Raw genomic sequence first — 20,847 nt, forward strand, 5'->3', positions numbered from 1 at the left:
GTCAGGCCCTCTTGCGGCCGCGGAACGGCTTCCCGCCGCCTTTGGCAGCCTTCTCGGCAAGCAGCGCGACCGCCTCGTCGAAGGTCACCGAGGCCGGATCCTTGCCCTTGGGCAGGGTCGCGTTGATCTTGCCGTGATTGACATAAGGGCCGTACCGGCCGTCGCGCACGGTGATTTCGCCGCCGTCGGGATGTTCGCCAAGGGATTTGAGCGCAGCCGGCGTGCCGCCATTGCGGCCTGCTTTGCCCTTCGACTGCTTCTCCGCGATCAGCGAGACGGCGCGGTTGATGCCGATCGAGAACACGTCCTCGACATTGTCCAGGTTGGCGTAGGTGCCGTCATGCAGCACGAATGGGCCGTAGCGACCGATGCCGGCCGAAATCATCTTGCCGGACTCGGGGTGCTTGCCGACATCGCGCGGCAGCGAAAGCAGCGCCAGCGCCTTTTCATGGTCGATCGTGTCGACGGTCCAGCCCTTGGGCAGGCTGGCGCGCTTGGCTTCCTTGCCTTCGCCGCGCTGTACGTAAGGACCGAAGCGGCCGCTTCTGAGCGTGATATCCTCGTCGGTATACGGGTCCTTGCCAAGAACCTTGGTGCCGTCTTCGAGAGCGGCCGCCTCGCCATTGCCGTTCGCTGCATCGCCTAGCTGGCGCGTGTAGCTGCACTCGGGATAGTTCGAGCAGCCGACGAAGGCGCCGAACTTGCCGAGCTTGAGGGACAGATTGCCGGTGCCGCATTTGGGGCAGGCGCGCGGGTTGCTGCCATCCTCCTTCTGCGGGAAGATCAGAGGTGCGAGCTCCTCGTTGAGCGCCTCGAGCACGTCGGAGACGCGCAGCTCCTTGATATCGTTGACGGCATTGGAGAAATCTCGCCAGAAGTCGCGCAGCACCTCCTTCCAGGCGAGCTTGCCGTCCGAAATCTCGTCGAGCTTTTCTTCCAATGAAGCCGTGAAGTCATATTCGACGTAGCGCTCGAAGAAGCTTTCGAGGAAGGCAGAAAGCAGCCTGCCCTTGGCCTCGGGGAACAGCCGGCGCTTGTCGATCGTCACATATTCACGGTCCTCGAGTGTCTTCAGGATCGAGGTGTAGGTCGAAGGCCGGCCGATGCCGAGCTCCTCCAGCTTCTTGATCAGTGTCGCCTCGGTGTAGCGCGGCGGCGGTTCGGTCGTGTGCTGCGTGGGCACGATCCGGTCCTTCGCGAGCGTCTCGCCGGAACGGATTTCGGGCAGCCGCCGGTTCTCCTCGTCCTCGGCATCGTCCTCGCGATTGTCGGTATAGGCGGCGAGGAAGCCGTCGAAGCGCACGACGGAACCTACCGCGCGAAGACCCGCATTGCGGGTGCCGTTCACCGCATCGATCTCGACCGTGGTGCGCTCGATCTCGGCGGCCTGCATCTGGCTGGCGATGGAACGCTTCCAGATCAGCTCATAGAGCCGCGCCTGGTCAGCTTCGAGGAACTTGCGCATCTGGGCCGGCGTGCGCGAGAAATCCGTCGGGCGGATAGCCTCATGCGCTTCCTGCGCGTTCTTGGCCTTGGTCGAGTAGAAGCGCGGCTTCTCCGGCAGGTACTTGTCGCCGAACGAGCTCGCGATCTCGCTGCGCGCTGCGCTGATTGCCTCAGGCGCGATCTGCACGCCGTCCGTACGCATATAAGTAATGAGGCCAGCCGTCTCGCCGCCGATGTCGACACCCTCGTAAAGACGCTGGGCGATCTGCATGGTGCGCGACGCGCCAAAGCCGAGATTCGAGGAGGCGGCCTGCTGCAGCGTCGAGGTGGTGAAGGGTGGGCCGGGGTTGCGCTTGGTCGGCTTCGCCTCGACCGAAGCGACGCGGAACGTCGCGCCGTCGAGCATTGCGACGATGTCGTCGGCCTGTTCCTTCGTGGAGATGTCCAGCTTCTGCAGCTTCTTGCCGTCGAAGGCTGTCAGTCGTGCCTCGAATTGGTCGTGGCGCGGTGTTGAAAGCAGCGCCGCGATCTGCCAGTACTCCTGGCGCACGAAGCGCTCGATCTCCGCCTCGCGGTCGCTGACGAGGCGTAGCGCCACGGACTGCACGCGGCCTGCAGAGCGCGCGCCGGGCAGCTTGCGCCACAGCACAGGCGAGAGCGTGAAGCCGACCAGATAATCGAGCGCGCGGCGCGCGAGATAAGCGTCGACCAGCGGGGCATCGATCTGGCGCGGATTAGCCATTGCGTCGAGCACGGACTGCTTGGTGATCGCGTTGAAGACGACACGGCTGACCGGTTTGTCCTTCAGCGCACGCTTCTGCTTGAGCACTTCCAGAACGTGCCAGGAAATCGCTTCGCCTTCGCGGTCGGGGTCGGTCGCAAGGATGAGCCCGTCGGCGTCCTTGACGGCCTTTGCGATGTCGGTGAGGCGCTTCGAGGAGGGGCCATCGACCGCCCAGGACATGGCGAAGTCCTCGTCCGGGCGCACGGAGCCGTCCTTGGCCGGCAAATCACGGACGTGACCGAAGGAGGCCAGAACCTTGTAGTTGCGGCCGAGATACTTGTTGATCGTTTTGGCTTTCGCCGGTGATTCGACGACGACGACGTCCATTCTACGGTGCATGTCCCTGGGGTGCTGCGCTTGCGCCAGGCGCAACCCGTTGCCTCTCGGAAGTCTCGTCAAATGGCTGCGCTTCGGCCCGCGGTCAAGTCCCAAGCCGATTTTCGCTTCTGCAATCAGCCCGATACGTCCACCGGATGTGCGCAACTCCGGATGGAGAATCGAGGCCCATAGCCTTGATTTCCGCTACTCCGAGTAGAGCAGCGAAACCATGCCGCCGGCATGCCGTTCCAGGCGGCCGGCAAGATCGAGTTCGAGCAGAATCATGAATATCTGCGCCGGATGCAATCCGGTATGGCGGATGATCTCGTCTACCCCCGTCGGCGTAGGGCCGAGCGCCTCCAGGATTTTTGCACGATCGTTATCGCCTGGCGGCGGCGTTGCCGAGAAATCGGGCGGCTCTTCGAATACCAGCCGCTGTGTGACGGGAGCCCTGGAAAGAGGCGCGATGTGATCGAGCACGTCGCGTGCTTCGGTGACCAGGGTCGCGCCATCCTTGAGAAGCCGGTTGGAGCCAGCCGCACGCGGGTCGAGCGGGGAGCCGGGCACCGCAAAGACGAGACGCCCCATCTCGCCAGCAAGCCTGGCGCTGATCAGCGACCCGGAACGGTCCGCTGCCTCCACGACAACGAGACCGAGCGACAGCCCGGCGATCAGCCGGTTGCGTCGCGGGAAATCCTTGGCGCGCGGCTCCCAGCCGAACGGCATCTCCGAGATGATGGCGCCGCCGTGCGCGGCGATCTCGTCGGCGAGACCGACATTTTCCGGTGGGTAGGGCCGGTCGAGCCCGCCGGCCAGCACCGCGACCGTGCCTGTCGCAAGGCCGCCCTGGTGAGCTGCCGTATCGATGCCGCGCGCCAGCCCGGAGACGATCGCATTTCCTTCCCGGCCGATCTCGGCGGCGAGGTTGCGCGCGAAGCGTATTCCGGCGAGCGACGCGTTGCGCGCGCCGACAACCGCGACCCCCGGCAACGCGAATACCTTGGCCTCGCCCTTGACCGCCACGATCGGCGGTGGCGGCTCGGTATGTCTGAGCATCGGCGGATAGTCCGGCTCTCCGATCGCAACATGCCGGGCGCCAACCCGCTCGGCCGCCTCGATCTCTGCTTCCGCTTCGGCCTGTGAGGGAATACGCGGCCGACGCCTGGCCCCGCCCGAGAGCATGAGCTCGGGCAGCATTTCGAGCGCGATCTCGGCCGAGCCGAAGCGATTGATGAGGTCGCGAAAGGTCGCCGGCCCGACATTCTCGGTGCGGATGAGGCGGAGCCAATGGATACGCTGGCGGTCGCTGAGCCTCGGCCCCGCGGCTGCGCTGTCGCTCATTCCTTGTCCCCGATTCGCGACTCCGTCCCGGCCAGCAGCCGTTCGATGTTGGCGCGGTGCTTGTAGTAGACGATCGCCGTCATGATCAGGAAGAGAAGGGCGACGTCCCCCTGACCGAGGAAATAAAGGAACACCGGCACGACGAGCGCCGCCGTCAGGGCCGCCAGGGATGAGAAGCGCGTCAAGAATGCCACGCCGAGCCAGACGGCGGCGAAGACGAGCCCGGTCAGCCAGTTGAGGCCGACGAGCACGCCGAGATAGGTGGCGACTCCCTTGCCGCCCTTGAAGTTGAGCCATGCCGGGAAGATGTGGCCGAGGAACGCTGCAAAGCCGGCGTAAAGTGCAAGGTCGCCCCTGAACCAGCCGGCGATCAGCACGGCAGCCGTTCCCTTGAGCGCATCGAACAGCAAGGTGAGGGCGGCAAGCCCCTTGTTGCCGGTGCGGAGCACGTTGGTGGCCCCGATATTGCCCGAGCCTATGTTGCGGACGTCGCCGAGCCCGGCCGCGCGCGTGATCAGCAGCCCGAACGGAATCGAGCCCAGCAGGTAGCCGAAAATGAGCGCCGCCAAGATACCGAACATCGGTTTTCCCCCTAACCCCGAAATACTGTGCGGCCCGCAATCATCGTTTGCAAGGCCTTGCCCTGCAGCCTTGCGCCTTCGAAGCAGGTGTTCTTGGAGCGCGACCGGATGTCCGCCTCGTGTACGATCCAGGGCTCGTCGAGGTCGACCAGGACGAGATCGGCAAATGCACCCGGCGCGAGCGTCCCGCCTGGCAGACCGAACAGCTTTGCCGGCGCCGTGGACAAGGCGTCGATCAGCCTGATCAGTGGTACTTCGCCATTATGGTAGAGCCTCAAAGCCGCGCCGAGCAGCGTTTCGAGCCCGATCGCCCCTGCCGCTGCGTCGGCGAAAGGCAAGCGCTTGGTGTCGACGTCCTGCGGGTCGTGCGACGAAACGACAATGTCGACCACGCCGTCCTTCAGCGCCTCGATCATGGCCAGCCTGTCTTCTTCGGCGCGCAGCGGCGGCGCGAGCCGGAAGAAGGTGCGGTATTCGCCGACATCATTGTCATTGAGCGACAGATTGTTGATCGAGACGCCCGCGGTCACCTTGGCTCCGTCCGCCTTGGCGCGCGCGATCGCCGCGACCGACTGTGCCGTCGAGACCTTCGCGGCATGGTAGGCGCCGCCGGTGAGGCGCGCCAGCGCCAAGTCGCGCTCGAGCGGGATCGTCTCCGCCTCACGCGGAATTCCGGGCAGCCCGAGCCAGCTCGCGTAAAGCCCCTCGTTCATGACGCCGCCCGAGGCGAGGTCGCGATCCTCGGTCTCGTGCGCGATCACCGCGTCGAAGTCTCGGGCATAGGTCAGGGCGCGCCGCATGACCAGCGTGCTGCCGATACTGTGCCGGCCCTCGGTGAGGGCGACCGCGCCCGCTTCCTTGAGCAGGCCGAACTCTGTCATCTCGCGGCCTTCGAAACCCTTGGTGATGGCGGCAGACGGGAAGACGTTGACGAGCGCAGTATCGCGCGCCGTCCTCAATATGAACTCGACCAGCGCGACATTGTCGATCACCGGGTCCGTATCCGGCATCATGACGAGCGAAGTGACGCCGCCTGCGGCCGCTGCGAGACTGGCCGATGCGATCGTCTCGCGATGCTCGCCGCCGGGCTCGCCGATGAAGACGCGCGCATCGACAAGGCCTGGCAACACCGCCTTGCCGGCGCACTCTATGATCTCAGCGCCTTCCGGCGTGCCCTGGTTCAGCGCAGCCTTTCCGGCGGCAACGATGTTCCTGCCGTCGACGATGACGGTGCCCACCTCGTCAAGGTTGCGCGAGGGATCAACGACGCGAGCACCTTGAAAGACCGTGACACTCATGCGGCGTGGCCTTCACCGTTGCGTCGCGGGTCGAGCAGGGCTTCCATTACGGCCATGCGCACCGCGACACCCATCTCGACCTGCTCCTGGATGAAGCTTTGCGGCCCGTCGGCAATCTCCGAAGCGATCTCGACGCCGCGGTTCATCGGGCCGGGATGCATGACCAGCGCATCCGGCTTCGCCGCTTTCAGCTTTTCCGCGTCGAGGCCGAAGTAGCGAAAATATTCTCTGACTGAGGGCACATAGGCGCCGGTCATGCGTTCGCGCTGAAGGCGAAGCATCATGACGACGTCGGCCCCTTTCAGTCCCTCGGCCATAGTCCGGCACACGGTGACACCCATCTGCTCGATGCCAGCAGGCAACAGCGTCGAGGGCGCCACCACGCGCACGCCCGCACGCATCGCATTGAGAAGCAGAATGTTGGATCGCGCGACCCGCGAATGCAGTATGTCGCCGCAGATCGCCACCGACAGGCCGGCGATTCTGCCCTTGGCGCGGCGGATGGTGAGCGCATCGAGCAATGCCTGGGTCGGGTGCTCATGGGCGCCGTCGCCGGCATTCACAACCGAGCAGCCGACCTTCTGCGCGAGCAGGGCAGCCGCACCCGCCGAGGCATGGCGTATGATCAATATGTCCGGCCGCATGGCGTTAAGCGTCATCGCCGTATCGATCAGTGTCTCACCCTTCTTCACGGACGACGAGCCGACCGACATGTTCATCACGTCGGCGCCGAGCCGCTTTCCGGCCAGCTCGAAGGACGATTGCGTGCGGGTCGAAGCCTCGAAGAAGAGGTTGATCTGCGTGCGGCCGCGCAGCGACGAAGTCTTCTTGTCCGGGCGGCGCGAGATCGCCACCGCCGCATCGGCGCGGTCGAGCAGGAGCTCGATGTCGGAAGGAGAAAGATCGCGAATGCCGAGCAGGTGGCGGTGAGGGAAGAGCGGCGGAAGGGCTGCGTCGGTCATGTCAAGGCGCCGCTATAGGACCAAGCCTCGCGAGCCGCAAGCAGTGCCGCTTCCTCTCTTTGATTCTCCCACGGGATTTTGTCGGGCAAAATTTGGGCTATAAGCAGCGGAAGGGGCAGAATCGCCGGAAAATCAAAGGCCAAAGGAAACTCCGTGACGCACGAGGTGACGAACCAGCCGCCGCCGCTTTCCGGCACCAATGCTTGGCGCGGCGATCCGCTCCTCGTGCAGCTGGCGGAATTCTTTTCCGCGCCTGTCAAGAAGGACCTCGACGCCCTCGGCCGCTTTGTATTCTCACCCGAAGCGCAGGATCTCGCCAGGCTCGCGAATACCGAGACCCCGAAGCTCAAGACACATGATCGCCAAGGCAGGCGGATCGACCTCGTCGAATACCATCCGGCCTACCATGCCCTGATGCGCCGCTCGATCGCCGCCGGGCTCCATTCGTCGATCTGGGAGAACGGCGCCGAGGAAACCGGCAAGCGCCATCAGATCCGCGCTGCACGCTTCTACCTCACCGCCGAGCTGGAGACCGGGCATCTTTGTCCCATCACCATGACCAGCGCGTCGCTCGCGGCGCTGATGGCTAGTCCGAAGCTCTTCCGGGAATGGGCGCCGCGCGTGACGACGCGCAAGTACGATCAGGCGCAAAAGGTGCCGGTCGATAAAGCCGGCCTTACCCTCGGCATGGGCATGACCGAAAAGCAGGGCGGCACCGACGTGCGCGCCAACATTACCAAGGCCGAGCGGGCCGGCAATGGCTTCCACCGCATCACCGGCCACAAATGGTTCATGTCGGCGCCGATGTCGGACGCCTTCCTCGTACTGGCGCAGGCGGACGAGGGACTCTCCTGCTTCCTGGTGCCGCGGCTGATCGGCGAGGGGGAGGGGAACGGCTTCCGTTTCCAGCGACTGAAGGACAAGCTCGGCAACCGCTCCAATGCCTCCTCCGAGGTGGAGTTCGTAGGGGCGATCGGCGAAATGGTCGGCGAGCCGGGCGCCGGCGTCAGGACCATCATGGACATGGTGACGCTGACGAGGCTCGATTGCGCCATCGCGTCATCGGGCACCATGCGCGCCGGACTGGCGGAAGCGGTCCATCATGCGCGGCATCGGCAGGTGTTCGGCAAGCCGCTGATCGAGCAGCCTTTGATGCAGCGCGTCCTGGCCGACCTTTCGCTCGACGTTGCCGCGGCGACGGCGCTGTCCTTCCGTCTGGCTCGCTCCTTCGACGAGGCGGCGAGCGACCGCGGCGAGGCGGCCTTTGCCCGCGCCATGACACCGGTCGTCAAATACTGGGTCTGCAAGATCGCACCGGCCGTGCTCTACGAAGCGATGGAGTGTCTGGGCGGCAACGGTTATGTCGAGGAAGCGCCGCTTGCCCGCTACTATCGCGAGGCTCCGGTGAATGCGATTTGGGAAGGCTCGGGTAACGTCATGGCACTCGACGTGCTGCGCGTGCTCTCGCGCGCACCGAACCTGTTCGACGACGTTCTTGCCGGAATCGAAAAGGACCTGGGTCCCGGCGGACCGGGCACGGTGACCGTGCTCAAGGCAGCCATTCAGGTCGCCAGCCAGGACAAGGGTTCGGCTCGCATCCTCGCCGAGCAGCTTGCGCTCTCTGCCGCCGCTGCCGAACTGAAGCGGCTCGGCGCAGGCCGCATCGCCGACGCATTCATGGAGACGCGGCTCGCAGGCCAATGGCGCGCGACATACGGCATGCTCGACGCCCGCCACGACGCGCGGCTTATAGTCGATACGCTTTACCCTGCGATGTAGGCGGTTGTCGTAGGCACCGCCGATATCCTGGTGGGGGGACCGGAAAGCGCGGATCAGACTTCAGCCAGGACCTGTGGATAGCCGTTAACCTTAACAAATGGTTTATGTTGCGGCCCAACTCCCGGAAGCCCACTGTCCGAGTCAGGACGACGGGAGCCCCATGCGGCATATTTTTACGCTACTCATCGCCTCTTACTGGATTGCAGCCTTCGCATCGCTTGCGATGGTGTCGACGCTCAATCCCGAGCAGGGCATTCTTGCTGCGCTGACCTTCCTTGGCGCGGCTCCAACGCCGGATGCCTTTCTCATGGGTGGCGGGCCGCTCCTAACGGGCTTCTTTTCGTTCGCTTTCGCCGTCGCCTGCGTCCTGTTCCTATGGACGCCGGCGACGGCGTTTTTCGGCGAGGGAATGATCCGCGGCAATGCCGAGCCCGTCACACGACTTGCTTTGCGGGCGCTCGCCGGCATTGCTGCGGCCCGCGGCGCTCATGCCGCGCTGCTTTCCCGCATTTCCGGCCGGCCCAGCGCGGGGGCGCTCGGAGGCAGTCGATGAAATATGTTCTTGCCGTTTGGGCGACGCCGCTTGCTCTTTTTTGGGGCTGGTACTTCCTGTCTCTCAACGACATCAATTTCGGCAGCATCTATCTGTCGCGGCGCCTGCACGACCTGGTTTTCCAGATCTACGGAAACGTGCTCGGCGTCGACCCCAAGACCATCCCGGCAATGATCGCGCACGCTTGCATCGTGGACACCGCAATACTCATTGCAATCTGGGCCTTTCGCCGCCGCCGCGAGATCGCCGCATCGGCCCGCCGCCGCTATGAGCGCTATTTCCCGGTCGAATCCGGGCCCAGCGCCTGAAGTCGGTCGAGCACGCCCTGCAGGATGAAAGCGGCCGCGGCCGAATCGATACGCTTCTCCCGCTTCTTCCGTGAGACGTCCATCTCGATGAGTGCCCGTTGGGCGGCGACTGTCGATAGCCGCTCATCCCAGAACAGGAAGGGCAGGTCCGTCAGCTTCGCGATGTTGCGCACGAAAGCTCGCGAGGCCTGCGCCCTCGGTCCCTCGCTGCCGTCCATGTTTACGGGGAGTCCCATTGCCACCACGCGCACGTCGTCTTTGCCCAGTGCCGCAATCAGGGTGGGCGCATCCTGCGAGAATTTCTTGCGGGCAATGACCGGCCGCGGATGGGCGAAGGCGAGCGAGCGGTCCGAGACGGCCAGCCCGATCGTCTTGTCGCCGAGATCGATCCCGGCAACCGTTCCTCCGGCGGCAAGCAACTGCGGCAATTCCTCTATGGTCACGATCACGCTGCGGCGCGCTTTCCTTTTGACTTCGACAGGCCGCGTCCTATCCTCCCAGCCACAATAAATCGAGCCGGAGACGAGACATGAAGATCACCTGGTATGGCCACTCCACTTTCCGAGTGGAAAGCGGCAATGCGAAGATCCTGGTCGACCCGTTCCTCTCCGGGAATCCATCCTGGGGGAAGGGCTGGGAAGGCCCTGCCGAGGGCGTGACCCATGTGCTCCTCACGCATGGTCACAGCGACCATATCCTCGACGCTGCGGCGGTGCTCAAAAAGAGCGGTGCGATGCTCGTCGCCAATTTCGAGCTCTGCATGTATCTGGTCGGGCAGGGCGTCGACCAGGGTCAGATCAACCCGACCAATCTCGGCGGCACTGTCGATTGCGGCGGCTTCACCGCGACTTTCGTGCTTGCGCTGCATTCCTCCTCCTTCGGCGGAGACAAGGGCACGAACACCTATCTGGGCAACCCGGCCGGCATCGTCATGCATTTCCCTAACGATAAGACGCTCTATCACATGGGCGACACCGACATCTTCTCCGATATGGCGCTGATCAACGAGCTTCATGAGCCAGCAATTGGCATCGTGCCGATCGGCGACCGCTTCACGATGGGCGGCGCCGTCGCAGCGCTCGCCTGCCGTCGCTTCTTCAGGTTCGAATCGGTCATTCCCTGCCATTATGCGACCTTCCCGATCATCGACCAGACTGCGGACAAGTTCGTCGAAGGGATGCAGGGCACCTCGACCAAGGTGATCGTTCCCATGGTCGGCGAAGCTTTCGAACTCTGACGTGGTCTTCTCAAGGGGGGTACAAATGGGAAGCTTGTCATACGCGGTTGCCGCGTTCCTTGTTCTTGCACCTGCGGCAGCTTCGGCCGCCGACAATTTCATCAGCGGCAACTATCTGAGATCGGAAGAGATCTGCTCCAACGCCAAGAAGAACTCGCTGCAGAACGTCATCGAGGACGGCAATATGGTCCTGTCAGCGCGCGGTTTCGATGCGCTGGAATATAATTGCGCCTTCGTGGAGGTGTCGAAGCATCCTCGCCAGGACAAGGCCTGGCTGGTCACGGCTATCTGCGAGGAACCCGGGCTCATGTCGCCGGACGTCTTCTCGATCGTAGAGCGACAATCCGGCCAGCTGGATGTGACGTCCATGAGGGACGAGGTGTCGTCCATCAAGGGTAGTGAGGGCGGCGAGGACGGCCTGAGCGGTACGTTTTATCGCTGTGACGGCGTGACGCTGCCTTGAAGCCGGCGGCGGGCTCCAGATCATAGTCATATTGCACCGCTCGCTATGCGCCGCTATAGCCCGGTCCGGATTCGAAAGGCTTGACAAGCATGTCCGTTGATATCGAGACCGTTCGGCGTGTTGCCCGGCTTGCCCGCATTGCGGTGACAGACGAGGAGGCCGAGCGCATGACCGGTGAGCTCAACCAGATTCTCGGCTTCGTGGAACAGCTTAACGAGGTGGACGTCACCGGCGTCGAGCCGATGACTTCGGTTATCCCGATGGAGATCAAGAAGCGGCAAGACGTCGTCACCGAAGGTAACAAGGCCGAGGATATTGTCGCCAACGCGCCCGCGACGGCCGAGAATTTCTTCCTTGTGCCCAAGGTGGTCGAGTAGGCCATGGCCATCGAGATTGCTGTCGAGACGCCGTTGCAGGATGACGTGCGTGCGCTGATCGGCGAGCTCAACGCGACTCTGCTCGAGCTGACCCCGCCCGAGTTCTGCTTCCATATGAGCGTCGAGCAGATGGCCGAACCCGACACGACCGTCTTCGTCGCGCGCGACGATGGCATGGCAATCGGCTGCGGCGCGCTGAAGCGTCACGCCGGCGGCGTCGGCGAGGTGAAGCGCATGTATACCCGCCCCTCGCATCGCGGCCTCAAGATCGGCGCCGAGATCGTCCGCCATATCGAGGCGCTGGCCCGGCAGGAGGGCTTCACCCGGCTCGTCCTGGAGACCGGGGACCGCCACCCCGCCGCCTGGACCGTTTATGAGCGCACCGGTTTCACGCGATGCGGCCCTGTGCTCGACTATCCGGATTCGAACTGGTCGGTCTTCTATGAGAAGGCACTGACCCCCGAAATGGTATCCCTATGACCGACCTTACCCGTCTTACCATTGCCCAGGCGCGCCAGAAGCTGCGCGCCAAGGAAATCACCTCGTCCGAGCTGACCGGGGCCTACCTCGCAGCTATCGAGCGCGCCAATCCCGAGCTCAACGCCTATGTCGTCGTTACGGACGAAAAGGCGCGCGCCATGGCCAAGGCGTCAGATGAGAGGCTGGCCAAGGGGGAGGCGAGGGCGCTGGAAGGAATTCCGCTCGGCATCAAGGATCTCTTCGCCACCGAAGGCATCCACACACAGGCCTGCAGCTATGTGCTTGACGGGTTCAGGCCGCGTTACGAATCGACCGTCTCGGCCAATCTATGGGCCGACGGCGCGGTCATGCTCGGAAAGCTCAACATGGACGAGTTCGCCATGGGCTCGTCCAACGAGACCTCCTATTATGGGCCGGCGATCAATCCGTGGCGCCGCTCGCGGGCGACCACCAGCGTAATGCCCACGACCCACGCGGGCGAAGCAGGCTTCGTGTCGGCAGGTGGCGTGAAAACCGAACGTCAGCTCGACAACCAGCGCCTGGTGCCGGGCGGCTCGTCGGGCGGCTCCGCAACGGCCGTTTCGGCTTGGCTTTGCGCTGCGGCGACTGCGACCGACACCGGTGGATCGATCCGCCAGCCCGCCGCCTTGACTGGCACGGTCGGCATCAAGCCGACCTATGGCCGCTGCTCGCGCTGGGGGATCGTGGCCTTCGCCTCGTCGCTCGATCAGGCGGGCCCGATCGCTCGCGACGTCCGCGACGCTGCGATCATGCTGAAATCGATGGCATCCGTCGACCCGAAGGACACGACTTCGGTCGACCGGCCGGTGCCGGATTACGAGCTGGCGATCGGGCGCTCGATCAAAGGCATGCGCATCGGCATTCCCAGGGAGTATCGCGTCGAGGGCATGCCCGAGGAGATCGAGGCGCTGTGGCAGCAGGGCATCGCCTGGATGAAGGATGCCGGCGCCGAAATCGTCGATATCTCCCTGCCGCACACCAAATATGCCTTGCCGGCTTATTACATCGTCGCGCCGGCAGAAGCGTCCTCCAACCTGGCCCGCTATGACGGCGTCCGCTACGGGCTGCGCGTGCCGGGCAAGGACATCATCGATATGTACGAGAAGACTCGCGCGGCCGGCTTCGGCCGCGAGGTCAAGCGTCGTATCATGATCGGCACCTATGTGCTCTCGGCCGGCTACTATGACGCCTACTACCTCCAGGCGCAGAAGGTGCGGAACCTGATCAAACGCGACTTCGAGATCGTTTTTGCCGACGGCATCGACGCGATTCTGACGCCCGCCACCCCTTCCGCTGCCTTTGGCATCGCCGATGAGGACATGGCCAACGACCCGGTGAAGATGTACCTCAATGACGTCTTCACGGTGACCGTCAACATGGCGGGACTGCCGGGCATCGCGGTGCCCGCCGGGGTCGATCAGAAGGGGTTGCCGCTCGGCCTGCAGCTCATCGGCCGGCCTTTCGACGAAGAGACGTTATTCCGCGCCGGTGCGGTGATCGAGCAGGCGGCGGGGCGTTTCGAGCCGGAGAGATGGTGGTAGAAGCGGCGCCCGGGGCCTGATCGGTGGTTTCGCGGTTCTGAAACTTGCACGAGCTGGACTTATGGCTTTGAGCGAATTTCAGAACCTGGGATACTAGCCATTTCTTGGCTCCTAGTGTCGTGATTTCGAAGTTCGCCCAAAGCCCGATATCAATGTGAGGCAAATTTCGAGATCGCGAGACTGGCGGGAGGGGTTCATGTTCTTCTACGTCTCGAAGACGTTCTGGTTCTTCGCCCAGCCGTTCAATCTCGCGACTTTTATCCTGGCTGCCGGGCTCGTTGCGACGTTTTTCGGTCGAAAGCGGCTTGGCGCCTTGGGCTCGCTCATAGCATTGTTGATCCTCGCCCTCTGCGCCTGGACCTCAGCCGGCGCGCTGCTCCTGCACCCTTTGGAGGAGCGGTTTCACAGGCCTGCCCAGCTGCCGGAGCACGTAGATGGGATCGTCGTGCTCGGCGGTGGCCTGGAGGGCGAGATCAATTTTGTGAGGGGCGGCTATGAAATGAACAGCGCCGGCGACCGGTTTGTGGAGGCCGTCCTGATGGCGCAGCGCTTTCCACAGGCCAAAATCCTGGTCTCCGGCGGCGTCGGTAGTGTGCTGACAAAAGCGGAGGCCGACGCAGATACGGCCGTCCGCTTCTTCTCTGCGTTCGGCATTCCGCGCGAGCGTCTGATCATCGAGGACAGGTCGCGCAACACGGCCGAGAATGCCGCCTTCTCCAAGCAGATGGTCAATCCCAAACCGGAAGAGAACTGGCTGCTGGTGACGTCCGCCTTCCACATGCCGCGCTCTGTCGGACTGTTCAGGAAGGTCGGCTTCCCGGTGATCCCGTGGCCTGCCGACTACAGCACTACCGGGCAGGAACGTTTCGGCCTGTTCGTTGACGATGATCCTGTCCATTCACTGCAACTCACGACGGTTGCTGTTCGGGAATGGATCGGCCTCGCGGGTTACTGGCTCGCCGGCTATATCGACAACATCTTCCCGGCGCCGGGATGAGGGCTGCGGCTCCATCACTGCACGCCGCGCGGCCGAGAAGAACTGCCGTCTTGCGAGGACCAGGAGCAGGAGAATCGTCGAGCCGACGAGCACAACGGGGCTGACGAACCAGCCGAGATAGCCGATGGAGAAAAAGACGCCGCGCAGGCCAGCGTTGAAATGCCTGCCGGCAAGGATGTTCATCTGCGCCGCACGCCGCACTGCCGTCTCTATCTCGGCTGAATGGCCGACGCCGTCGCGGATGAGCGGTACGGCGCCGACCAGGATCGAGCAATAGTTGAAGAGGCGGTAGGACCAGCCGAATTTGAAGAAGGCATAGGCGAACAGCACGATGAGCCCGATCGTCTTCATCTCCAGCACACCGCGCGCCGGTTGCGTGAAGTAGGGCAGGTCGGAAAGCACCGCGAGCACGCGATCGGTCGCGCCCAGCAGCGCGAAACAGCCGCCGAGCGCTATCAGCGTGCTCGAAGCGAAAAAGGCAGTGCCTTGCTGCAGGCCAGCCATGATGCCGGTGTCGATCATCCTGAGCTCGCGCCGAGCCATGGTATGCATCCAGGCCTCGCGTTGCGCGTCCATCGCTTGCGTGAGAGAGAGGCGGCCGACGAGCTTCTTGTCGACGGCATAGCCATACCCCACCCAGCTTATGATGAAGAAGAAAAGCGCGAGCGCGTCGGCGATGCTGAGCGGTAAGTTTTCGGTCATCACTTATATTCCGGACATCGCGCCGATGATTCCGGTCAGGCGGGCATGGGTCAAGGTTCCTGAGCCTGAACGGAAGCGTGTCGCTTGCAGAGCATGCGAGGTCGGGCGGCAGGAAGCCGCGACTGGAAAATGAGCAGAAGAGAAACGCATGCATGGCTGAAGAAGCCGCAATCCCAAGCGGCTTCCGCAAAAGTGTCCCACGGTTTTGCATGAGAATCTGCGATAAGCCAAGGAATCCAAGCGGACATTCGTGGGACAATTCACGAATGCCTGCTTAGCGCAAAGGAGCCAAACCGGTTGTTCCTCTCGGTATTCGACCTGTTCAAGATCGGCATCGGACCGTCGAGCTCGCACACCATGGGGCCGATGACGGCGGCGGCGCGTTTTCTCGAAGAGGTGGCGGGCAATGACTGGCCGCGGCCCGCGGGCGTTCATGTGGACCGGCTCGCAGCCAGCCTGCACGGCTCGCTCGCCTACACCGGAATCGGCCACGGCACGGACCGCGCGGTGATCCTCGGGTTGGCCGGGCTCACGCCGCTCACCGCAGACCCGGACACGTCGGCTCTGATCGTCGAGCGGATCAAGTCGGAAAAGCGCGTCTCGCCGACCGGCCATCCTTCCTATCGCTTCGATCCCGCATCCGACCTTGTGCTCGACAGGAAGACGCCGCTCGCCGGCCATGCCAATGGCATGATCTTCTATGCCTATGACTCGTCCGATCTGCTGCTCCTGAAGCGCATCTACTATTCGATCGGTGGGGGGTTCGTCGTCTCCGACGAGGAACTTCAGCGCATGAAGTCGCGCAGCGAGCCCGAAGTTCCTGTCGACGTGCCTTATCCGTTCGCGAGCGCGGCCGAGATGCTCGATATGGCTGCCGGGAGTGGCCTCTCCATTGCCGAGATGAAGCGTGCCAATGAGGAGATCATAATGTCTCGCGCCGAGCTGAACCAAAGGCTCGACGGCATCTGGGCGGCCATGAAGGGCTGCATAGAGCGCGGGCTATCGCAAGAGGGCATCATGCCGGGCGGGCTGAAGGTGCGCCGCCGCGCCCGTCAGCTTTATGAGCGCATGCAGGAGGACTGGCGCACCAACAGGCCGAACCCGCTCGCCGCCAATGACTGGCTCTCGGTCTACGCTATGGCGGTGAACGAGGAGAACGCCGCCGGCGGCCGGGTCGTGACGGCGCCGACCAATGGCGCCGCCGGCGTCATCCCTGCCGTCATGCGTTACTGGCTGCACTTTCATCCGGAAGCGGACCAGGACGGCATCCGCGAATTCCTGCTCACCGCCGCTGCCGTAGGCGGCATCATCAAGCACAATGCATCGATCTCGGGCGCCGAGGTCGGCTGCCAGGGAGAGGTGGGGTCGGCTTCCGCCATGGCTGCTGCAGGGCTGGCGGCCGTTATGGGTGGAACGCCCGAGCAGGTCGAGAACGCGGCGGAGATAGCGCTGGAGCACCATCTCGGCATGACCTGCGATCCGGTTGCCGGGCTGGTGCAGGTGCCTTGCATCGAGCGCAATGCGCTCGGTGCAGTCAAGGCTGTGACCGCTGCCTCGCTCGCCATCAAGGGCGACGGCAAGCATTTCGTCCCGTTAGACGCAGCGATCGAAACCATGCGCCAGACCGGCATCGATATGAGCGAGAAATATAAGGAAACGAGCCAGGGCGGATTGGCCGTAAATGTCGTGGAATGCTGAGTAAGGCTGTTCGATCCGGCTGAGCGCGGGCTGTGCATAACTCCCGGCTTCGTTGATCGGGCGTGCTTCGGGCTCTAGATCTCAATTATGGCCCTGCATCTCATAAAACTCTGCGTCGGCTGCGATGGCATCGAGGATCTCGAGGATTGGATCGCGATGAAGCTCGACGAGCGGCGCCGCGCCGGCGATCCGGTGGAGCAGTTCCACACCACCCGAATGGTGCCGACGAGGACGGCCGATCTGCTGGACGGAGGTTCGCTCTACTGGGTGATCAAGGGCAATGTACAGTGCCGGCAGCGCCTGCTCGACATCCGTCCCTTTACCGATGACGAGGGCATCGGCCGCTGTCGGCTGATCCTCGATCCGGAGGTGGTGCCGACTGAGTGGCAGCCTCGCCGTGCCTTCCAGGGCTGGCGCTATCTCAAGCCTGCCGACGCGCCGACCGATCTCGGCCGGGGCAAGGCGGCCATTCTCGAAATGCCGCCGCAGCTCAGGCGCGAGCTCGCCGAATTGGGTTTGCTATAGGATCTGTTCCAGGTCGAGCTGCAGCGGTCTTGCAAGCGTCGACATCCCGTCACATTTTGATGGCTGTAGACGAGAGATCGACGTCGTGCTTTTCGACGAGCTTGCGCTCCTGCACTGCGAGACAGCATGAGCATCATATTGGAAATCCTCGTTGGCCTGCTCGCTGCTGCGCTGCTTGCAGTCGCCTTCCTGAGGGCGAGCCCGACCGCACTTGCATCCGCGATCCGCATCGTCGGACCGATGCTGCTCGGTTTCATGGGGCTCTCACTCGTCGCGGTCGGCAGGGCAGGGCTAGGCAGCATTCTGATCACCGCGGCGCTGTTCTGGATCGCAATCACCCAGCTCCCTCGCAACCGGACGAAGCCGAAATCGCAACGTTCGATGGTGCGGACTGCCGCCCTCGAGATGGAACTCGATCATGAGACAGGCGCACTCGAAGGGTTGGTGCTGGCAGGCCGTCGCGAGGGGCGACTGTTGAGCAGATTGAGCCAGTCGGAACTCGTCGAACTCTACAAGGAACTCGCCGGTGATTTCGAGAGCCGTCAGCTGCTAGAAGCGTATCTTGACAGCCGTTTTCCCATCTGGCGCAAAAACGCGCAGCCGAACTTCGGCGACGGGTTGGGTGGCCCGCCAAGTTCTGGCCCCATGACTAAGGAGGAGGCCTACAAGGTCCTTGGTCTTGAAGCGGGGGCTGCCGCGGCGGATGTCCGCGAGGCGCACCGCCGCCTGATGCAGCGCCTCCACCCCGACGTCGGCGGCTCGTCTTTCCTTGCGGCGCGAATCAACAAAGCCAAGGATGTCCTGCTCTCCGATCACAACTAGCGCTCCTTCGACTGACTACATTTCCGGGAGAAACTGGCTGGCTGCCGCCGGCAATCTCATTCGAGGATTGCGTAGCAGGCGATCTTCTTCTTCTTGAGAGCCCCGCATGCGTCCCAAGCGGCCGATTTCGACGCGAAGCCACCGAACCGGACGCGGTAATATGTGACGCCGCCTTTCTCGAACGGAACGGTATAACCCCGAGCGTCGGCGAGGATCGACGATGCGTCCTTGCCGGTCTTGGTGAGCAGTGACTTCGCCTGCTGTGCGTCCGGTGAGGAGGCGACCTGGATCGCCCAGCCGGACGGCGCCTTCGTCGCGGATGTCGCGATCGGGTCGACGGCGTCGAGCACCGCCGCCTTGGACTGCGGTACAGGTTCTGCGTAGGCCTGCACGACAGGCTCCTCTGCCGCCTTGGTCTCGTCTGCGGGCTGGGCGGCCGCGGCCTTGCTCTTCTTTTCGGGGCGCCTTTCCGGCGTGGGCGCGGGTGCCGCGATCGGCGCGGCAGCGGCAATCCGCGTATCGTCTGCCTTATCCTCCTTGGCCTTCGCGATCAGGTCGCCGCCGCCGCTGCGGCCCGAAGCCTTAGGCAGATAGTTGGCGATAAGGTCGGCCATGTGGTCGTCGCGGGCGCGGGCAGTTTGTCCGCCCATCACAACCGCTACGATCCGGCGATTGCCGTCGGCGACAGAAGAAACGAGATTGAACCCGGAGGCGCGGGTGTAGCCCGTCTTGATGCCATCCATCCCCTTCACGCGAGACAGCAGGTGGTTGTGGTTCGCCATGCGCTGCCGCCCATAGGTGAAGGAATGCGTCGAGAAGTAGGGGTAATATTGCGGGAAATGCTCGCGCAGCGCGAGGCCGAGAAGGGCGAGGTCGCGTGCGCTTGAATGCTGCTGCGGATCAGGGAGACCGGACGCGTTCTCGAAATGTGTGTTGGTCATGCCCAACGCCCGGGCCTTCGCGTTCATCAGACGAGCGAAACCGGCCTGCGAGCCGCCGATGAACTCGCCGATGGCAGTAGCGGAGTCGTTGGCCGACTTGGTCACCATCGAATAGATGATCGTTTCGACCGACACCGACTGCCCAGCCTTGATGCCAAGTTTTGTCGGAGGCTGCCCGGCTGCATATTGCGAGAACGGCACCTGAGTCGTCTTTTGGAGCTTGCCGGAGGCAAGCCGCTCGAAGACGAGATAGAGCGTCATCATCTTGGTGAGCGATGCCGGGAAGCGCGCGGCATCGGCATTCGCAGAGAACAGCGTCTTGCCCGTATTGGCGTCTATCACGATCGCCGCATATCTCGAATTGGCCGCCGATGCCTCGGCAATCGAAGAAAAGCCGATCGCAATCGCCGTCAGCAGGGCGACGCCCAGTTGGAGAAAAGACAAATTGTTGAGGTTGGCCGGCGACGCCTGACGCACTGTCGTACCCTTTGAATCTTATTGCACCCCGAGGCGGCAAAGGTCCTGCCTCTCATCTGGGCGAGACTAGGCGAGCGTCGTTACCAATCGGTTTATGGTAACCGGGACGTTCACCGGTTCGCGCGAAATCGAGGAAAAGTTGAAGAAAATTCGTGCGGCTTTCCGCTGCGGAAATCGGTGATTGACATTTTGTGCAGTGCACAATAAATGAGATGCATTGCACAAGCTCAATAAGAGCGAAGAATCGTCGACCGAAAGGAAATGCCCATGGCCCAGACGTTCGAGGACGCCGGCAAGTTCGGCAAGGAATATATGGATACCAGCCTGAAGAGCTTTGCCTCCCTCTCCAACGGCTTGCAGGCGATCGCCGTCGAGGCAACCGAATATACAAAGAAGAGCTTCGAGACCGGCAGTGCGGCGCTTGAGAAGCTCGTTGCGGCGAAGTCGCTGGAGAAAGCGATCGAGGTCCAGACCGACTACGCCAAGACCGCCTATGAAGGCTTCGTGGCCGAGGCCAATAAACTCGGCGAGTTGTATGCCGAGCTCTTTAAGAACGCTTATAAGCCGTTCGAATCGGTTATCGCCAAGACCAAATAATGCGGCGACGCCGCCGCCTTGCTGGACAAGGTGAGTTCGACGAGCCCGGCTGTGATCGCACGGCCGGGCTTTTTGCTGTGCACGGGCACGCGAGATCGTTCACGAAAAGAGGAGTTCAAAGCGGTCTGGCGTGAACACCGTATTGTCAGCACCGCAGAAGGTCTTAAAATCGCCTGAGGATGACCTACATGTCGCTCCGTCGGGGTGGCAAAAAGGAAGGAACATTTGACGATTGGCGGGGTAGCCATGCTGGAGCGCAGGGCGACAATGCAGAACGGCGACGAGGGTGGAAATGGCCCTGGGCGCGGCACAGCAGTTATCACGCGCCCCAAGACGAAGACGAAGAAGCCAAGCCTCTATCGGGTGCTGCTTCTCAACGACGATTACACACCCATGGAGTTCGTCGTCCATATTCTCGAACGATTCTTCCAGAAGGATCGCGAGGCGGCCACCCGCATCATGCTGCACGTCCACAATCACGGCGTCGGAGAATGCGGGGTGTTCACCTACGAAGTAGCTGAGACCAAAGTGACTCAAGTGATGGATTTTGCCCGTCAGCATCAGCATCCGCTGCAATGCGTGATGGAGAAGAAGTGAGG

General features: G+C 63.1%; 22 protein-coding genes. 14 read left to right on the forward strand and 8 right to left on the reverse strand.

The genetic code is table 11. From position 1 onward, the window contains the following. Position 1: 1 nt before the first annotated feature. The 5 genes from topA to SAZ10_RS13580 all read right to left on the reverse strand — a co-directional run bounded on the left by topA (position 2) and on the right by SAZ10_RS13580 (position 6,730). The gene (gene topA / locus SAZ10_RS13560; RefSeq protein WP_318609770.1) at positions 2–2,557 is read right to left on the reverse strand and encodes a type I DNA topoisomerase; all 2,556 of its coding nucleotides are present in this window, start codon (positions 2,555–2,557) and stop codon (positions 2–4) included. Positions 2,558–2,752: 195 nt separating this feature from the next. After that, the gene (gene dprA / locus SAZ10_RS13565) at positions 2,753–3,889 is read right to left on the reverse strand and encodes a DNA-processing protein DprA (protein WP_318609771.1); all 1,137 of its coding nucleotides are present in this window, start codon (positions 3,887–3,889) and stop codon (positions 2,753–2,755) included. Next, entirely contained in the window at positions 3,886–4,470 is a 585-nt protein-coding gene (gene plsY, locus SAZ10_RS13570; RefSeq protein WP_318609772.1) for a glycerol-3-phosphate 1-O-acyltransferase PlsY, read from the reverse strand. The genes dprA and plsY overlap by 4 nt, the downstream gene beginning before the upstream one ends. Before the next feature lie 11 nt (positions 4,471–4,481). Beyond that, entirely contained in the window at positions 4,482–5,768 is a 1,287-nt protein-coding gene (locus tag SAZ10_RS13575; RefSeq protein WP_318609773.1) for a dihydroorotase, read from the reverse strand. Then, a complete protein-coding gene (locus tag SAZ10_RS13580; protein ID WP_318609774.1) occupies positions 5,765–6,730 on the reverse strand; it encodes an aspartate carbamoyltransferase catalytic subunit in 966 nt (321 codons plus the stop codon). The genes SAZ10_RS13575 and SAZ10_RS13580 overlap by 4 nt, the downstream gene beginning before the upstream one ends. A gap of 153 nt (positions 6,731–6,883) precedes the next feature. Here SAZ10_RS13580 and SAZ10_RS13585 point away from each other — a divergent pair, with 153 nt between their 5' ends. The 3 genes from SAZ10_RS13585 to SAZ10_RS13595 all read left to right on the forward strand — a co-directional run bounded on the left by SAZ10_RS13585 (position 6,884) and on the right by SAZ10_RS13595 (position 9,370). Then, positions 6,884–8,509: a DNA alkylation response protein gene (locus tag SAZ10_RS13585; RefSeq protein WP_318609775.1), complete on the forward strand. Its 1,626-nt coding sequence runs from the start codon at positions 6,884–6,886 to the stop codon at positions 8,507–8,509. Between the two features lie 160 nt (positions 8,510–8,669). Continuing rightward, positions 8,670–9,062 carry a hypothetical protein gene (locus SAZ10_RS13590; RefSeq protein WP_318609776.1) on the forward strand — a complete coding sequence of 131 codons (393 nt, stop codon included), beginning with the start codon at positions 8,670–8,672 and terminating at the stop codon, positions 9,060–9,062. Further along, a complete protein-coding gene (locus SAZ10_RS13595) occupies positions 9,059–9,370 on the forward strand; it encodes a DUF6105 family protein (RefSeq protein WP_318609777.1) in 312 nt (103 codons plus the stop codon). The genes SAZ10_RS13590 and SAZ10_RS13595 overlap by 4 nt, the downstream gene beginning before the upstream one ends. Here the strand turns inward: SAZ10_RS13595 and ruvX are convergent. Then, positions 9,337–9,819: a Holliday junction resolvase RuvX gene (gene ruvX, locus SAZ10_RS13600; RefSeq protein WP_318609779.1), complete on the reverse strand. Its 483-nt coding sequence runs from the start codon at positions 9,817–9,819 to the stop codon at positions 9,337–9,339. The two genes, SAZ10_RS13595 and ruvX, sit on opposite strands and share 34 nt — an antisense overlap. 80 nt (positions 9,820–9,899) lie before the next feature. Here ruvX and SAZ10_RS13605 point away from each other — a divergent pair, with 80 nt between their 5' ends. The 6 genes from SAZ10_RS13605 (at position 9,900) to SAZ10_RS13630 (ending at position 14,486) form a co-directional block, all read left to right on the forward strand. After that, positions 9,900–10,607 carry a metal-dependent hydrolase gene (locus SAZ10_RS13605; RefSeq protein ID WP_318609780.1) on the forward strand — a complete coding sequence of 236 codons (708 nt, stop codon included), beginning with the start codon at positions 9,900–9,902 and terminating at the stop codon, positions 10,605–10,607. Between the two features lie 25 nt (positions 10,608–10,632). Then, the gene (locus tag SAZ10_RS13610; protein ID WP_318609781.1) at positions 10,633–11,070 is read left to right on the forward strand and encodes a hypothetical protein; all 438 of its coding nucleotides are present in this window, start codon (positions 10,633–10,635) and stop codon (positions 11,068–11,070) included. A gap of 89 nt (positions 11,071–11,159) precedes the next feature. Then, the gene (gatC, locus tag SAZ10_RS13615; protein WP_318609782.1) at positions 11,160–11,447 is read left to right on the forward strand and encodes an Asp-tRNA(Asn)/Glu-tRNA(Gln) amidotransferase subunit GatC; all 288 of its coding nucleotides are present in this window, start codon (positions 11,160–11,162) and stop codon (positions 11,445–11,447) included. A gap of 3 nt (positions 11,448–11,450) precedes the next feature. After that, complete coding sequence (locus SAZ10_RS13620) at positions 11,451–11,927, forward strand: GNAT family N-acetyltransferase (protein WP_318609783.1); 477 nt, start codon at positions 11,451–11,453, stop codon at positions 11,925–11,927. Beyond that, positions 11,924–13,489: an amidase gene (locus SAZ10_RS13625; RefSeq protein ID WP_318609784.1), complete on the forward strand. Its 1,566-nt coding sequence runs from the start codon at positions 11,924–11,926 to the stop codon at positions 13,487–13,489. The genes SAZ10_RS13620 and SAZ10_RS13625 overlap by 4 nt, the downstream gene beginning before the upstream one ends. Positions 13,490–13,685: 196 nt before the next feature. Continuing rightward, the gene (locus tag SAZ10_RS13630; protein WP_318609785.1) at positions 13,686–14,486 is read left to right on the forward strand and encodes a YdcF family protein; all 801 of its coding nucleotides are present in this window, start codon (positions 13,686–13,688) and stop codon (positions 14,484–14,486) included. On the opposite strand, the gene SAZ10_RS13635 is transcribed toward SAZ10_RS13630, so the two are convergent. Then, positions 14,388–15,188 carry a DUF599 domain-containing protein gene (locus tag SAZ10_RS13635; protein ID WP_318609786.1) on the reverse strand — a complete coding sequence of 267 codons (801 nt, stop codon included), beginning with the start codon at positions 15,186–15,188 and terminating at the stop codon, positions 14,388–14,390. The genes SAZ10_RS13630 and SAZ10_RS13635 overlap by 99 nt on opposite strands. Before the next feature lie 297 nt (positions 15,189–15,485). On the opposite strand from SAZ10_RS13635, the gene SAZ10_RS13640 reads away from it, so the two are divergent. From SAZ10_RS13640 to SAZ10_RS13650, 3 genes are all read left to right on the forward strand, one after another. Then, complete coding sequence (locus tag SAZ10_RS13640; RefSeq protein ID WP_318609787.1) at positions 15,486–16,886, forward strand: L-serine ammonia-lyase; 1,401 nt, start codon at positions 15,486–15,488, stop codon at positions 16,884–16,886. Positions 16,887–16,973: 87 nt separating this feature from the next. Continuing rightward, positions 16,974–17,411: a DUF1489 family protein gene (locus SAZ10_RS13645; RefSeq protein ID WP_318609788.1), complete on the forward strand. Its 438-nt coding sequence runs from the start codon at positions 16,974–16,976 to the stop codon at positions 17,409–17,411. Between the two features lie 126 nt (positions 17,412–17,537). After that, entirely contained in the window at positions 17,538–18,233 is a 696-nt protein-coding gene (locus SAZ10_RS13650; RefSeq protein ID WP_318609789.1) for a molecular chaperone DnaJ, read from the forward strand. A 56-nt stretch (positions 18,234–18,289) separates the two neighbouring features. Here the strand turns inward: SAZ10_RS13650 and SAZ10_RS13655 are convergent, their stop codons facing one another. After that, positions 18,290–19,651: a D-alanyl-D-alanine carboxypeptidase gene (locus SAZ10_RS13655; protein ID WP_318609790.1), complete on the reverse strand. Its 1,362-nt coding sequence runs from the start codon at positions 19,649–19,651 to the stop codon at positions 18,290–18,292. Between the two features lie 267 nt (positions 19,652–19,918). Between SAZ10_RS13655 and SAZ10_RS13660 the strand changes: the two genes are divergently transcribed. Together SAZ10_RS13660 and clpS are read left to right on the forward strand one after the other, a co-directional pair. Further along, entirely contained in the window at positions 19,919–20,248 is a 330-nt protein-coding gene (locus tag SAZ10_RS13660) for a phasin family protein (protein ID WP_318609791.1), read from the forward strand. Positions 20,249–20,515: 267 nt separating this feature from the next. Then, positions 20,516–20,845 carry an ATP-dependent Clp protease adapter ClpS gene (gene clpS, locus SAZ10_RS13665; RefSeq protein WP_318610123.1) on the forward strand — a complete coding sequence of 110 codons (330 nt, stop codon included), beginning with the start codon at positions 20,516–20,518 and terminating at the stop codon, positions 20,843–20,845. The last annotated feature ends 2 nt before the right edge of the window (positions 20,846–20,847 follow it).

Origin of the sequence: Mesorhizobium sp. BAC0120, from assembly GCF_033542235.1 — a bacterium.
Taxonomy (GTDB): domain Bacteria; phylum Pseudomonadota; class Alphaproteobacteria; order Rhizobiales; family Rhizobiaceae; genus JAWRCU01.